This is a genomic window from Streptomyces sp. NPDC054849 (assembly GCF_053610945.1).
This window is the reverse complement of sequence record NZ_JBSGZI010000049.1, coordinates 14671-28392: the sequence shown is the minus strand read 5'-3', so window position 1 is coordinate 28392 and position 13722 is coordinate 14671. Positions and strand designations below refer to the sequence as shown.

Annotated in this window: 14 protein-coding genes; 3 read left to right on the top strand and 11 right to left on the bottom strand. The window is 73.0% G+C overall.

The genetic code is table 11. The features are described from left to right. Window positions 1-67: 67 nt before the first annotated feature. The 5 genes from ACWGIF_RS21575 to infC all read right to left on the bottom strand — a co-directional run bounded on the left by ACWGIF_RS21575 (window position 68) and on the right by infC (window position 4078). Window positions 68-1402 carry a sensor histidine kinase gene (locus ACWGIF_RS21575; protein ID WP_453499677.1) on the bottom strand — a complete coding sequence of 445 codons (1335 nt, stop codon included), beginning with the start codon at window positions 1400-1402 and terminating at the stop codon, window positions 68-70. A 55-nt stretch (window positions 1403-1457) separates the two neighbouring features. Beyond that, entirely contained in the window at window positions 1458-2318 is an 861-nt protein-coding gene (locus ACWGIF_RS21570; RefSeq protein ID WP_453499723.1) for a TrmH family RNA methyltransferase, read from the bottom strand. A gap of 238 nt (window positions 2319-2556) precedes the next feature. Continuing rightward, window positions 2557-2943: a 50S ribosomal protein L20 gene (gene rplT, locus ACWGIF_RS21565; protein ID WP_007263143.1), complete on the bottom strand. Its 387-nt coding sequence runs from the start codon at window positions 2941-2943 to the stop codon at window positions 2557-2559. A 101-nt stretch (window positions 2944-3044) separates the two neighbouring features. After that, window positions 3045-3239, bottom strand: coding sequence for a 50S ribosomal protein L35 (rpmI, locus tag ACWGIF_RS21560; RefSeq protein ID WP_030387121.1), 195 nt, complete (start codon window positions 3237-3239; stop codon window positions 3045-3047). Window positions 3240-3343: 104 nt separating this feature from the next. Beyond that, the gene (infC, locus tag ACWGIF_RS21555; RefSeq protein ID WP_453499675.1) at window positions 3344-4078 is read right to left on the bottom strand and encodes a translation initiation factor IF-3; all 735 of its coding nucleotides are present in this window, start codon (window positions 4076-4078) and stop codon (window positions 3344-3346) included. 325 nt (window positions 4079-4403) lie between these two features. Between infC and ACWGIF_RS21550 the strand changes: the two genes are divergently transcribed. Beyond that, a complete protein-coding gene (locus ACWGIF_RS21550) occupies window positions 4404-4781 on the top strand; it encodes a DUF1844 domain-containing protein (protein ID WP_351303530.1) in 378 nt (125 codons plus the stop codon). Between the two features lie 124 nt (window positions 4782-4905). On the opposite strand, the gene ACWGIF_RS21545 is transcribed toward ACWGIF_RS21550, so the two are convergent. Genes ACWGIF_RS21545 through ACWGIF_RS21535 form a run of 3 tightly spaced genes read right to left on the bottom strand, consistent with a single transcriptional unit; the run spans window position 4906 to window position 7703 of the window. Next, window positions 4906-5646: an SseB family protein gene (locus ACWGIF_RS21545; RefSeq protein WP_453499672.1), complete on the bottom strand. Its 741-nt coding sequence runs from the start codon at window positions 5644-5646 to the stop codon at window positions 4906-4908. A gap of 21 nt (window positions 5647-5667) precedes the next feature. Next, window positions 5668-6906: a type VII secretion-associated serine protease mycosin gene (gene mycP, locus ACWGIF_RS21540; RefSeq protein WP_453499670.1), complete on the bottom strand. Its 1239-nt coding sequence runs from the start codon at window positions 6904-6906 to the stop codon at window positions 5668-5670. Next, entirely contained in the window at window positions 6903-7703 is an 801-nt protein-coding gene (locus ACWGIF_RS21535) for a hypothetical protein (RefSeq protein WP_453499668.1), read from the bottom strand. Before ACWGIF_RS21535 ends, mycP begins: the two co-directional genes overlap by 4 nt. 176 nt (window positions 7704-7879) lie before the next feature. Here ACWGIF_RS21535 and ACWGIF_RS21530 point away from each other — a divergent pair, with 176 nt between their 5' ends. Further along, window positions 7880-9082: an amino acid deaminase/aldolase gene (locus tag ACWGIF_RS21530; protein WP_453499666.1), complete on the top strand. Its 1203-nt coding sequence runs from the start codon at window positions 7880-7882 to the stop codon at window positions 9080-9082. A gap of 231 nt (window positions 9083-9313) precedes the next feature. On the opposite strand, the gene ACWGIF_RS21525 is transcribed toward ACWGIF_RS21530, so the two are convergent. From ACWGIF_RS21525 to ACWGIF_RS21515, 3 genes are read right to left on the bottom strand one after another with little or no spacing between them, the layout of a single operon-like run. Next, window positions 9314-10099, bottom strand: coding sequence for a 3-oxoacyl-ACP reductase (locus ACWGIF_RS21525; protein ID WP_453499664.1), 786 nt, complete (start codon window positions 10097-10099; stop codon window positions 9314-9316). A 3-nt stretch (window positions 10100-10102) separates the two neighbouring features. Next, a complete protein-coding gene (locus ACWGIF_RS21520) occupies window positions 10103-11482 on the bottom strand; it encodes an aldehyde dehydrogenase family protein (RefSeq protein ID WP_453499662.1) in 1380 nt (459 codons plus the stop codon). A gap of 33 nt (window positions 11483-11515) precedes the next feature. Beyond that, window positions 11516-12880 carry a glutamine synthetase family protein gene (locus ACWGIF_RS21515; RefSeq protein ID WP_453499660.1) on the bottom strand — a complete coding sequence of 455 codons (1365 nt, stop codon included), beginning with the start codon at window positions 12878-12880 and terminating at the stop codon, window positions 11516-11518. Window positions 12881-12957: 77 nt separating this feature from the next. Here ACWGIF_RS21515 and ACWGIF_RS21510 point away from each other — a divergent pair, with 77 nt between their 5' ends. Further along, entirely contained in the window at window positions 12958-13704 is a 747-nt protein-coding gene (locus tag ACWGIF_RS21510; RefSeq protein WP_453499658.1) for a FadR/GntR family transcriptional regulator, read from the top strand. Window positions 13705-13722: the final 18 nt, after the last annotated feature.

The following is a 13722-nucleotide window of genomic DNA, read 5'->3' as shown; positions in this document are numbered from 1 at the left end:
AGGACGAGTCTAAAGGTCGCCGGGGGTGAAGGAGCCCGTGGGCCGCCTGGCGAGACGCTCCGCAGGGCTACTGCGTGAGATACGCCGGGGCGCTCACGGGCAGGATAAATCGGAACTCGGCGCCGCCGCCGGGGCCGCGGCCGACCGTGATGGTGCCGCCGTGGGCCTCCACGATGCCCTTGACGATGTACAGGCCCAGGCCGGTGCCGCCGCGCTTGCTCCCCCGCCAGAAGCGGGTGAAGACGCGGCCCATCGACTCCTCGGGGATCCCGGGGCCTTCGTCGGTCACGGTGACGGCGGTTCCTTTCTCGTGCGGCGTTACTGCGATGGTGACCGTTCCGTCCCCGTGACGCACCGCATTTTCGAGGAGGTTGCCGAGGATCTGGTCGATCTTGTCCGGATCTGCCCACAGGTCGGGCAGCGGCCGGCTGACGCTCACGAGGAACCGCTCGGGGGCCTGGCCGTTCGCGGTGAGCGCCTGCACGTGGCGGCCGACGGCGGTGGCGATGTCGACCGGCTGGCGGCGCACCTCCAGGCGTCCGGAGTCGATGCGGGAGATGTCGAGGAGTTCGGCGATCAGGCGGGTGACGCGGTTGGCGTCGGCGTCGACGGTCTCCAGCATCAGCCGCTTCTGGTCGTCGGTGAACCGCTCCCACTTGGCGAGCAGGGTGGCGGTGAACCCCTTGACGGAGGTCAGCGGGGAGCGCAGCTCGTGCGCCACGGTGGCGATCAGCTCGGCGTGGCTGCGCTCGGTGCGGCGGCGGGCCTCCGTGCCGCGCAGGGTGACCACGAGGCGGCGCACCGGGCCGGTGGGGTGGGTGCGCACGTAGCTGGCGGAGACCAGCACCTCGCGGCCGCCCGGGAGCAGCAGGTTCCGCTCGGGCTGCCCGCGGCGGGTGGCGAGGCCCCCGTACGGGTCCGTCAACGCCCACCAGCGGCGGCCTTCGAGGTCCTCCAGCGGGAGGGCCCGGTCGATGCGGTTGCCGAGCGCCTTCTCCGGCGCCAGGGCGGTGATCCGTGCGGCGGCGGCGTTGAAGCAGATCACCCGGCCGGTGTCGTCGGCGACGACGAGTCCGTCGGGCAGGCTGTCGGGGTCGATCCCGAAGCCGGCGCCCTCCTCGGGGGCGCCGCCGCCCGTCACCGCCACGCGGGCCCCGGACAGCGGGGCCCCGGCCTGCGGCGGTACGGGGCGGTACGTTCCGGACGCGGGTACGGGGGGTACGGCGTCGGCGCGGGCACCGACGGGCCGGCCCGTCCGGGCGCCGGACGGGGGCGGAGCCTGCGACGGGACGCCGGCGAGCTCGTCGCCCGCCTGACGGGCCGCGCGGACACCGGTGCCACACGGCACCGGTGAACCGGCCGCCGCACCGGCCCCCGGTGAGCTGTTCGTACCGACGGTCATGTCCCCGTACCCCACATCTCCGAGTAGCGCAGTGGGCCCCCGGGCCGCCACATTACTAGCTGGGGGTCACAGAGCGGCACCCTCCGGGCGCCCGCTGTGCACGCGCGGAGGCATAGAGGCACACGGCGGCGGCCGTCGCGAGGTTCAGGCTCTCCGCCTTCCCGTGGATCGGGACCCGCACCACGGCGTCCGCCAGGGCCCTGGTCTCCTCCGGCAGGCCCCAGGCCTCGTTGCCGAACACCCAGGCGGAGGGACCGCCCATGGTGCCCGCGTCCAACTCGGCGTCGAGGTCGTCCTCGCCCGCCCCGTCGGCGGCCAGGATCCGTACGCCGGCCGCTCGGAGCCCCTGGACGGCCTGCTCCACCGGTACGCCGACCGCGACCGGGAGGTGGAAGAGGGAGCCGACGGAGGCCCGTACGGACTTGGGATTGTAGAGGTCCACGGAGGCGTCGGTCAGCACCACGGCGTCGGCGCCGGCGGCGTCCGCGCAGCGCAGGACCGTACCGGCGTTGCCGGGGTCGCGGACGTGCGCGAGGACGGCGACGAGCTTGGGCGCGGCCTTGAGGATGTCCTCGAACGGGGAGTCCAGGAAGTGGCAGACGCCGACGATGCCCTGCGGGGTGACGGTCTGGGAGACCTCCGCGAGTACTTCGTCGGAGGCGTAGTGCACCCGGACGCCCGCGATCAGGGCGGCGTCGATGATCTCGGCGTAGCGCTCGGCCGCCTCGACGGTGGCGAACAGCTCGATCAGGGTCGACTCTCCCGTGGCGCCGCGGTGCTCCACGGCCTCGCGCACCGCCTGCGGGCCCTCGGCGATGAACCGGCGCTCCTTGGTACGGAAGTTGCGCCGCGCCAGTCGCCTGGCGGCGGCCACCCGCGGGGATCGGGGGGAGATCAGCTCGGCGGGGTGACCCAGGTCAGCCATGGTCTCTGCGGTTCTCTCTCGGAGTACGGGCGCCCAGGGCGCGACGGTGCGGAGCGCGCGGGGCGCGGGCGGTGCGGACGCCTGGGCGCGGCGGTGCGGGCGCGCAGGGTGCGGGCGCGGACGGTGTACGGGCGGCGCGCGCCGCTGCGGTGCGGGGAAAGCACTCGGACCCGCAGGCGCATCGCCTGCGGGTCCGAGGGTGCCGATCGCTTACGCGGCCGGCCAGGCCTTACGCAGCGGCCTTGGGGGCGTTGACGTCGGCCGGAAGCGCCTTCTGCGCAACCTCGACGAGCGCGGCGAACGCGTTGGCGTCGTTGACGGCCAGCTCCGCGAGGATCTTGCGGTCCACCTCGATGTTGGCGGCCTTCAGACCCTGGATGAGGCGGTTGTACGTCATGCCGTTCTGGCGGGCAGCGGCGTTGATGCGCTGGATCCACAGCTGACGGAAGTCGCCCTTGCGCTTCTTGCGGTCGTTGAAGTTGTAGACCAGCGAGTGGGTGACCTGCTCCTTGGCCTTGCGGTACAGGCGCGAACGCTGACCGCGGTAGCCGGAGGCCGCCTCGAGGATCGCCCGGCGCTTCTTGTGGGCGTTTACTGCCCGCTTGACGCGTGCCACTTTTTAACTCCTTGTAGCGGGGCCGTGGGTGTCTTCACACGGCCCGAATTCGATGGGGTCCCGGTCTTGACGTCCCGCTCCCGGAAGGAGAGCGGAGGACGTCACTTGCCGAGAAGCTTCTTGATCTTCGCGGCGTCGCCGGGGGCCATCTCCGCGGTGCCGGTCAGGCGGCGGGTGACACGGGACGACTTGTGCTCGAGCAGGTGGCGCTTGCCGGCGCGCTCACGGAGCACCTTGCCGGAGCCGGTGATCTTGAAGCGCTTCTTGGAACCGCTGTGCGTCTTGTTCTTCGGCATAGCGCCGTTATCTCCTCGTCGGTGGCGCTCCCACCGGTCCGGAACGGGACCGGCTTACGGGAGCGTCATGTTGTGTCGGTGATCCGAGACGGGCTGCCTCGGGATCAGGCCTCGGCGTCCGTCTCGTCGGCCTTCGCCTCGTCGGCGGCGGCCTCGGTGACCTCGGCAGAGGCGACCTCGGTGGTGTCATCGACCTCGGCGGCGGCCTCCTGCGAAGGAGCCTCGTCGTCGGTCTGGGCGACACCCTGGCGCTCCGCCTTGCGGGCGGCCTGCGCCTCGCGGGCTTCGGCCATGGCCTCGGTCTTCTTCTTGTGCGGACCGAGGACCATGATCATGTTTCGGCCGTCCTGCTTCGGGTTCGACTCGATGAACCCGAGGTCCTCGACGTCCGAAGCGAGACGCTGCAGCAGTCGGTAGCCGAGTTCCGGCCGGGACTGCTCGCGACCACGGAACATGATCGTGATCTTGACCTTGTCGCCCTGCTTGAGGAACCGAACGACGTGACCCTTCTTGGTGTCATAGTCGTGCGGGTCGATCTTCGGCCGGAGCTTCATTTCCTTGATGACCGTGTGCGCCTGGTTCTTGCGCGCCTCACGTGCCTTCATGGCCGACTCGTACTTGAACTTGCCGTAGTCCATGAGCTTGCAGACCGGCGGGCGTGCGGACGCCGCGACCTCGACCAGGTCGAGGTCGTACTCCTGCGCGAGCTCGAGCGCCTTGGCAAGCGGCACGATGCCGACCTGCTCGCCGCTGGGACCGACAAGCCGTACCTCGGGAACGCGAATCCGGTCGTTGATGCGGGGCTCGGTGCTGATGGATCCTCCTCGGTAGCACCACACGGCTGCCTGGCAGACAGCCGCTGACGTGTATTTCCGTCAGACCACCACAGCGGGAGAATGAAAAAAGCCCCGCCGGGCACAGGCAGGGGCTCCAAAACAACCGGAGCACCGCCGCGTGCGAACCGCGGGGCGCAGACTCGGGCAGCTTTCCATCGTCCGTACGGAACGATGGATGCCACCTGACCGGATGACCCGCCGCCCCGGAGGGTGGTCGGGTGGGAGAACGGAGCCTCCACTTGTGGGCCGGGCACCACAGTGTCCGGCCGGTCGATGTACATACTAGCACCCGCGTTGCAAGCCCGCCGCACGGCCTATCGTGGTGCGCATGACTGACGCGACCCCCTCCACCGACCCCGCTGCCGACGGCGCCCCCGACTACGACGCCATGACCCGCGACATCGCGGACGTGCCCGCCGTCGAGGTGATCACCACGGTGGCCGTGCACCTGCTGAGCGCCGCGGCGGTCAACCTGGGCCTGGACAAGCCGGACTCCGAGCACAAGGACCTCGACGAGGCCCGCAAGCTGATCACGGCCCTCGCCGGCCTGGTCACCGCGAGCGCCACCGAGATCAGCTCCTTCCACGCCGCCCCGCTGCGGGACGGCCTGAAGTCCCTGCAGCTGGCCTTCCGCGAGGCCTCGATCGTCCCGGACGAGCCGGGCCAGGGGCCGGGCGAGAAGTTCACGGGCCCCGTCTTCGCCTGAGTCCAGGCACCGCACGAGCACAGCGGCACAGCGGCATAGCAGCGCAGCTGCACCGCAGCACGAAGGGGAGAGGCGGATCACGCCGGAACGTTCCGGCTGATCCGCCTCTCCCCTTCGCTGTCGTTCAGCGGGCGAAGAGCGGCTCACCGGGCGGAGCGGGCGCGTCCGGCGGCAGCAGCGCCAGGTCCAGGCCGCGCACCAGCCGGCCCCGCAGGGTGGTGTCCGCCGCCAGGGCCTCGGCGACGCGGCGGGCCGCCGCGGGAGCCTGGACGCCGGCGGCCAGCACGATCGCGAGGGTGCCGTCGGCGCCCGCGCCGCCGGGCCCGAGGTGGGCGCGGATCACGGCCGGCTCCGCGGACACGGCGGCCCGTACGGCCTCCCGTACGGCGGGATCGGCCAGCGGGTCCGCGTCCGTACGGCCCTCGGCGAGCGCGAGGAGCGCGGAGCCGGTCAGCTGGTAGGCGACGGGGCCGGCCAGGTCCAGGACCACGGTGTCGGCCTTCTCGTGCGCGGCGGCCGCCAGGGCCTGGTGCAGCGGGACCGCCACCGGCCGGGCCGCGGGGTCCCAGAGTGCGAGCGAGGCGATCGAGGTGAAGGCGGGCAGGGCCCTGCGGTCGCCCGCCCGCAGGGTGGGAACGGCCATGTCGCTGGTCTTCTCGCGCTTGAGGCCCGTCTCAGGGTCGGTCTCCACCTCGCCGAGGACGGCGACGACCGGGACCAGCAGCCGGGCGTCCTTGAGCGCCGCCAACACCTGCGGCTCCTTCGTCCGGTCCTCGGCCCAGGCGGCCAGGGCCGCGGTCAGCCGCGGATCGGCGGAGCCGTCGTCGTCGGAGAAGCCGGGGTCGGGAATGTTCTTGTTCGCCATGTTCGCCACAGTTACCCGACCCTACTGTGCCGGGCCCGGCGGCGCCGTCAGGGGTGCGCGGTCCCGGCCCCGGGTGCCGCGCCGCGACCGCCGGGCCAGTACGGCGGCCACCACGAGCAGCACGGCCCCGGCCGCCGCGGCCGCCGCGGCGGCCGGCCGGGCGCCGCGCTCGGGCGGGCGGACCGGCTCGGGGCCGGGGCCGAAGTACGGACGTTCGGCCGCGGCGGGGGCGGGTACCGCCGCCTCCGGCTGCATCGCCTCCGCGACCTGGAGGGCGGCGGCCGGGTCCACCGTCCCGTGGCCGCGGGCGTCGTCGCGGCCGCCGGCCGGGGCGTCGGAGGCGGTGTCCTCCAGCAGTTTCTTGATCTGGGCCGGGGACAGGTCCGGGTGCTCGGCCTTGACGAGGGCCACGGCGCCGGAGACGAAGGCCGCCGCGGCGCTCGTGCCCCAGCCCTCGTAGTACGAGCGGTCGGGGTCGGCGATGACGACGTCGACGCCCGGGGCGCTGACGGTGGCGTACCAGTTGCGGGTGGAGAACTTGGCCTTCTTGCCGCGGCGGTCGACGGCGGTCACCGCGATGACCCCCGGATAGGCAGCCGGGTAGGAGACGCGGTCGCCCGTCTCGCCGCCGTTGCCCGCGGAGGCGACGACGACCACGCCCTTGCCGAGGGCGTACTGGACGGCCTCGTCCTCGCCCGCCTCGTGGTGGGCGGAGTCGCTGTCGTCGCCGAGGGACAGGTTGATCACGTCGGCGCCGTGGTCCGCGGCCCATCGGATGCCCTCGGCGAGGGCGCCGCCCTTGCTGTCGCGGGCCTGGGCGCGGCCCGGGTCGCCCTCCTCGAGGATCACCCGGACCGGCAGGATCCGCGCCTGCGGGGCGACGCCGAGGACGCCCTGGCCGCGGCTGGGGCCATGGCCGTGCCCGGCGATGATGCCGGCCATGGCGGTGCCGTGGCGGGCCCAGGCGCGGTCGCCGCGGCCGGCGCCCATGCCGATGAGGTCGGTGCCGTCGAGGACCTGTCCCGCGAGGTCGGGGTGGGAGGCGTCGACCCCGGTGTCGAGGACGGCCACGGTCACCCCGTCGCCCCGGGTGGTGCCCCAGGCCTCTTCGGCGCGCAGTGCCAGCAGGCCCCACTGGCGGTCCCGGACGGTGTCGGCGGCGGCCGGGGACGCCGTGGCGGTCGCGAGCAGGGCGGCGGCCGTCAGGACGGCGGCGACCTGCCCGACCCGTCGGCGGGGGCGCGGCGGGCGGAGGTTCATCGCGTGCCCTCCGGGGCGGGGGTGGGCGGGGCGGCGAGGAAGGCCACGCCGTCCCCGATGCGGTCGGCGAGCGCCCTGGCCTCGTGGCCGAGGCCCGCCTGGGCGACGGCTCCCGTGGCGTCCTTCTTCATCAGATCCTCGGCGGGCCGGGGCGCGTCCAGGGGGCGGCCGTCGGCGAAGGCGGAGACGGTGTAGACGACGACGGGGGCCTCGTCGACCACGGAGGTCGCCCAGGCGGCGCGCTGGGCGTCGGCGAATCCGTACCCGGGCGGGGCGGTGAGCCGGCCGGTGAGGGCGGTCATCGTGGGGGCGTCGGCGGGGGTGAAGACCAGGCCCACGGTGATCAGGGAGCTGCGGGTGGCGTCGGTGTAGGTGGCGCGGAGCACGCGGGTGCAGCCGGCCTCGGCCAGCAGGTCCCGCCAGTCGGCGGCGAGGGCGGCCGGACAGTCGGCGTCGGGTGCGAGTGCGATGCGGGTCCAGGTCCGGTCGGCGCCGCCGGGCCCGGCCGAAGGGCCGGTCAGCACGGGCGGCAGGAGGCTGTCCACGCGGGCGGCCCGCCACAGCGACTCGGCCTTGCGGTAGGCGGCGTCGGCGGGCAGCGGGCGGTGGACGGCGCGGTGTTCGGCCCAGGTGGTGACGGCGGCTGTGCCGACGAGGCCGCCCCCGAGGAGGCCGCAGAGCACGGCGGCGGCGACGCGTCCGGGGTGGCGGCGCGGCGGCGCGTGCGAGGACTGGGGCGGCTGGGACCACGGATCGGGCTCGCCAGGGATCGTGGTCCGCGGTGTCGTCGTGGTCATCCGGCGGCTCCGCCCCCCGTTCCGTACGGCTGCCTGCCCGTACTCTACGGGGTCCCCGGCGGGAGCCGGCGGGGCCGGGGCGCCGGTCGCGGACGGCCGCCGGCGCCGTCGCCGGTGCGCGGCGGCCCCGGCGAACCCCCTACCCACCGGTAGAGACCTCTGGCAAGCTGCCGCCCATGAACTCCCCCGCCGCCGACCGCGCCCGGTACGACCGGGCGACCGCGCACCTGGACGCGCCGCTGGCCATCGTGGATCTCGACGCCTTCGACGCCAACGCCGACGACCTGGTGCGCCGGGCCGGCGGGAAGCCGGTCCGCGTCGCCAGCAAGTCGGTCCGGTGCCGGGCGCTGCTCGAACGGGTCCTGGCCCGGCCCGGATTCGCAGGGATCATGTCGTACACGCTCGCCGAGTCGCTCTGGCTGGCCCGGTCCGGTTTCGAGGATGTGCTCCTCGCCTATCCCTCCGCCGACCGGGCCGGGTTCGGTGAGCTGGCGAACGACGCCAAGCTGGCCGGCGCCGTCACGGTGATGGTGGACGATCCCGCGCAGCTGGAGCTGATCGACCGGGCACGCGACGGGGGCGCCGAGGAGATCCGGGTCTGCCTGGAGCTGGACACCGCCCTGCACCTGTTCGGCGGCCGGGTACGGGTCGGGGCGCGCCGCTCGCCGCTGCGCGAGCCCGCGCAGCTGGCCGGCCTGGCCCGTACGGTCGCCTCCCGGCCGGGGTTCCGGGTGGTGGGGCTGATGGCGTACGAGGGGCACGTCGCCGGGGTCGGGGACGCCCTGGCCCGTCGCCCGCTGCGCTCCCGCGCCATCCGGCTGATGCAGGGCGCGGCCCGCAGGGAGCTGGCGGCGCGGCGGGCCGAGGTGGTGCGGGCCGTGCGGGCCGTCGTACCGGACCTGGAGTTCGTCAACGGCGGCGGGACCGGCAGCGTGCAGCACACCGCCGCCGAGGACGCGGTGACCGAGATCGCGGCTGGGTCGGGGCTGTACGTGCCGCGGCTCTTCGACAACTACACCTCGTTCAGCGGGCGTCCGGCGGCCCTGTTCGCCCAGCCGGTGGTGCGCAGGCCGGGGGTGGGTGTGGTGACCGTGCTCGGGGGCGGCTACCCGGCCTCCGGCGCGGCGGGGGCCGACCGGCTGCCGGTGCCGTACCTGCCGCAGGGGCTGGGGTACGACCCCCAGGAGGGCGCCGGGGAGGTGCAGACTCCGCTGCTGGGAGCCCCTGCCGACGATCTTCTGATCGGTGACCGGGTGTGGTTTCGCCACGCGAAGGCGGGCGAGCTGTGCGAGCGCTTCGACACGCTGCACCTGGTGGAGGGCGACCGGGTGACGGCCACCGCCCCGACGTACCGAGGCGAGGGCCGCACGTTCCTGTAGTCCGGCGGGTCAGAAGACGGAGTCGGTCTGGTCGGGGACGACGCTCCCGTCGCCCCGCAGACCGGCCCCCGGTGCCGTCGTGGCCGGCGTAGCCGGTCGTCGCGCCCGGGGAGGGGCCGGGGTTCCGCTGCTTCGGCTTGATGAACATGTTCCGGAGAGGAACAGCCGGGCCCCGTGCGGCGCCCGGCCGGCGTGCCCTGCCGATCGCGTGCGTACAGGGTCCACAAGGGTCTACAGGGGGGTCACGTACGCGCCGGAGATACCGCCGTCGACGAGGAAGTCGGTGGCGTTGATGAAGGAGGAGTCGTCGCTGGCGAGGAAGGCGACGGCGGCGGCGATCTCGGTGGGCTCGGCGAACCGGCCCAGCGGGATGTGCACGAGGCGGCGGGCCGCGCGCTCGGGGTCCTTGGCGAACAGCTCCTGCAGCAGCGGGGTGTTCACCGGGCCGGGGCACAGGGCGTTGACGCGGATGCCCTCGCGGGCGAACTGGACGCCGAGCTCGCGGGACATGGCCAGGACGCCGCCCTTGGAGGCCGTGTAGGAGATCTGGGAGGTGGCTGCGCCCATGACGGCCACGAAGGAGGCGGTGTTGATGATGGAGCCGCGGCCCTGGCGCTGCATGTAGGGCAGGGCCGCCTTGCAGCAGAGGTAGACAGAGGTGAGGTTGACGTCCTGGACGCGCTTCCAGGCCTCCAGGCCGGTGGTGAGGATCGAGTCGTCGTCCGGGGGCGAGATGCCCGCGTTGTTGAAGGCGATGTCGACGGAGCCGTAGGTGTCGAAGGCCGTCTTGAAGAGGGCCTCGACCTCCTCGGGGCTGGTGACGTCGACCTTCACGAAGGTGCCGCCGACCTCTTCGGCCGCGGCCTTGCCGGCCGTCTCGTCGATGTCTCCGCAGACGACGTGGGCGCCCTCGGACGCGAGGCGGCGGGCCGTGGCGAGGCCGATGCCGCTGCCGGCCCCGGTGATGACGGCGGTTCGGCCGACCAGGCGGCGGCAGATGATCTCTTCAGTGCTCATGGTTCAGGCCTCCGTGCTGATGAAGACGTTCTTGGTCTCGGTGAATGCGGTGAGGGCGTCGGGTCCGAGCTCGCGGCCGAGTCCGGACTGCTTGTAGCCGCCGAAGGGGGTCCAGTAGCGGACGCTGCTGTGGGAATTGACGGACAGGTTGCCCGCGGCGACGGCGCGCGAGACGCGCAGCGCGCGGCCGATGTCGCGGGTCCAGAGGGAGCCGGAGAGGCCGTACTCGGTCGCGTTGGCCAGGCGTACGGCGTCCTCCTCGTCCTCGAAGGGCAGGACGACGGCGACCGGGCCGAAGACCTCCTCGGCGGCCACGGGCGCCGTGGGGTCGACGTCCGTGACGAGCGTCGGCGGGTACCAGAAGCCGGGGCCCTCGGGGGCGGTGCCACGGATCGCGGTGAGGTCGTCGGTGACGAAGGACCGTACGCGCTCCAGCTGGGTGCGCGAGATCAGCGGCCCCATCTGGGTCTTCTCGTCGAGCGGGTCGCCCACGGCCACGGCGGCGATGCCGGGGGCGACGAGCTCCAGGAAGCGGTCGTAGGCGGAGCGCTGGACGAGGATCCGGGTGCGGGCGCAGCAGTCCTGGCCGGTGTTGTCGAGGAAGGCCATGGGGGCGGCGGCCGCGGCAGCTTCGAGGTCGGCGTCCGCGAAGACGATGTTGGGGCTCTTGCCGCCGAGTTCGAGGGTGACGCGCTTCACCCGGTCGGCGCACTTGGCCATGATCTGCTTGCCGACCCGGGTGGAGCCGGTGAAGACGATCTTCGCCACGCCGGGGTGTTCGACGAGCGCGTCGCCCGCGACCGCCCCGCGGCCGGGGAGCACCTGGAAGAGGTGCTCGGGGATCCCGGCTTCGAGGGCGAGTTCGGCGAGGCGCAGGGCGGTCAGCGGGGTGGTCTCGGCGGGCTTGAGGATGACCGCGTTGCCGGCGGCGAGGGCCGGGGCCAGGCCCCAGGCGGCGATCGGCATGGGGAAGTTCCAGGGGGCGATCACGCCGATGACGCCGAGGGGTTCGAGGAAGGTGACGTCGATGCCGCCGGCGACGGGGATCTGGCGGCCGCAGAGCCGTTCCACTCCCCCGGCGGCGAAGTCGAGGAGGTCGCGTACGTTGCCGGCTTCCCAGCGGGCGTTGCCGATGGTGTGGCCGGCCTCGCGGACCTCCAGCCGGGCCAGTTCCTCGATGTGCCCGTCGACGACCGCGGCGAAGCGGCGCAGGAGCCGGGCCCGGTCTGCGGGGGCGGCCGCCGCCCAGGCGCGCTGGGCCGCGGCGGCCCGGGCGACGGCGGCGTCGACATCGTCCCGTGTGGCGGCCGGGACGATGGCGACGGTTTCCTCGGTGGCCGGATTGAGGACCTTCAGATGGGGAGGGGCCAGCACATCGGACACGTGGTGCCTCACAGACGTTCGCAGTGGGGAGGATTACAGACGTTCGAAGGAGCGGCGCAGCTCCCAGTCGGTGACCGCGGAGTCGTACGCGTCGAGTTCCACGCGGGCCATGTTCCGGTAGTGGGCGACCACTTCGGGCCCGAAGGCGGCCTTGGCGATCTCGCTGTTCTCCCACAGCTCGGCGGCCTCGCGCAGGGTCGCGGGGACGTGCGCGTAGTCGGCGGTGTACGCGTTTCCGCCGCAGGCCTCGGGCAGCTCCAGGCGGTTCTCGATGCCGTAGAGCCCGGCCGCGACCAGGCCGGCGACGGCGAGGTAGGGGTTGACGTCCCCGCCCGGGAGGCGGTTCTCGAAGCGCATGGAGCGGCCGTGGCCGACGACTCGGAGCGCGCAGGTCCGGTTGTCCACGCCCCAGGCGACGGCGGTGGGTGCGAAGGATCCCGGCCGGAAACGCTTGTACGAGTTGATGTTGGGGGCGTAGAGAAGGGAGAAGTCGCGCAGCGCGGCCAGCTGGCCGGCCAGGAAGTGCCCCATCACCGGTGACATTCCGCCTGGCCCGTCGCCGGCCATCGCGTTGCGTCCGTCGGCGTCGGTGAGCGAGAGGTGGATGTGACAGGAGTTGCCCTCGCGCTCGTCGAACTTGGCCATGAAGGTGAGCGAGACACCCTCCTGGGCGGCGATCTCCTTGGCCCCGGTCTTGTAGACGGAGTGCTGGTCGCAGGTGGTCAGCGCCTCGTCGTAGCGGAACACGATCTCGTGCTGGCCGAGATTGCACTCCCCCTTGGCCGACTCGACGGTCAGGCCAGCGGCCTGCATCTCCTTGCGGATCCGGCGCAGCAGGGGTTCGATGCGGCCGGTCCCGAGGACGGAGTAGTCGATGTTGTACTGGTTGGCGGGGGTCAGGTCGCGGTAGCCCGCGTTCCAGGCCTGCTCGTAGGTGTCCTGGAAGACCATGAACTCCAGCTCGGTACCGACCATCGCGGTGTACCCGTGCTCGGCCAGGCGCTCCAGCTGGCGGCGCAGGATCTGCCGGGGTGCGGCGACGACGGGCGATCCGTCGCTCCAGGCGAGGTCGGCGACGAGGAAGGCGCTGCCGGGGTTCCAGGGGATCCGGCGCAGGGTGGCGAGGTCGGGGTGCATGGCGAAGTCGCCGTATCCCCGGTCCCAGGAGGACATCTCGTATCCGTCGACGGTGTTCATGTCGGTGTCGACGGCCAGGAGGTAGTTGCAGCCCTCGGTGCCGTGCTCGAGTACCTCGTCGAGGAAGAACTGTGCGGCGAACCGCTTGCCCTGGAGGCGTCCCTGCATGTCGGGGAAGGCCAGGACGACTGTGTCGATCTCACCGCTGGCGACGAGGGCACGGAGCTCCTCGGGGGCCAGCGGCGGCTTGCGGTCTACCACGGGAATCTCTCCTTCGGTGAGCCGAGAACGCCTAAGGTATTGAATAGAACCATTGGTTGGGAAGGGGAGGAGCCGAGATGACCGATACGGCGAGCGAAGGCGACGCCGTCGCACGACTGAATCCCGTACTGCGGCAGGTGCGGGCGGGCAACGGTTTCGAGGAGGCGCTGGAGCAGATCCTCCAGGTCGTGCGGCTGGGCCTGGTGCCGGGCGGCGAACGCCTTCCACCCGAACGGGAGCTGGCGGAGCGGATGGGGATCAGCCGGGTCACCCTGCGCGAGGTGCTCAAGGTGCTGCAGGACCAGGGCCTGGTGGAGGCCCGGCGCGGACGGTACGGCGGAACGTTTGTGCTGCCGCGCCCCGACACCCCGGCCGGCGGCGCCGAGGAGGAGCTGCGCCGGCGCGTCGCGGGCGTGGACATCGAGGACGCCCTGCGGTTCCGCGAGGTCCTGGAGGTGGGGGCGGCCGGACTGTGCGCCTCGCAGGGCCTGACCGAGGAGGGCACCGAACGGCTGCTCGCCGCCCTGGGGGCCACCCACGACGCCCCGCTCGCCGACTACCGCCGCCAGGACACGCTCTTCCACCTCACCTTGTGCGAGCTGGCGGGATCCGCCACCCTGACGGCCCAGTACGCGGCCGTCAGGGCCACCGTCAACGACCTGCTGGACTGCATCCCCCTGCTCGTTCGCAACCTCGAACACTCCCAGCAGCAGCACACCGCACTGGTGGAATCGGTGCTGGAGCGGGACCCGGCCGGGGCGCGCGAGACGATGCGCGAGCACTGCTGCGGCACGGCCGCGCTCCTGCGGGGCTTCCTGGCCTGAGCGGCTCTGGAGCGGGCC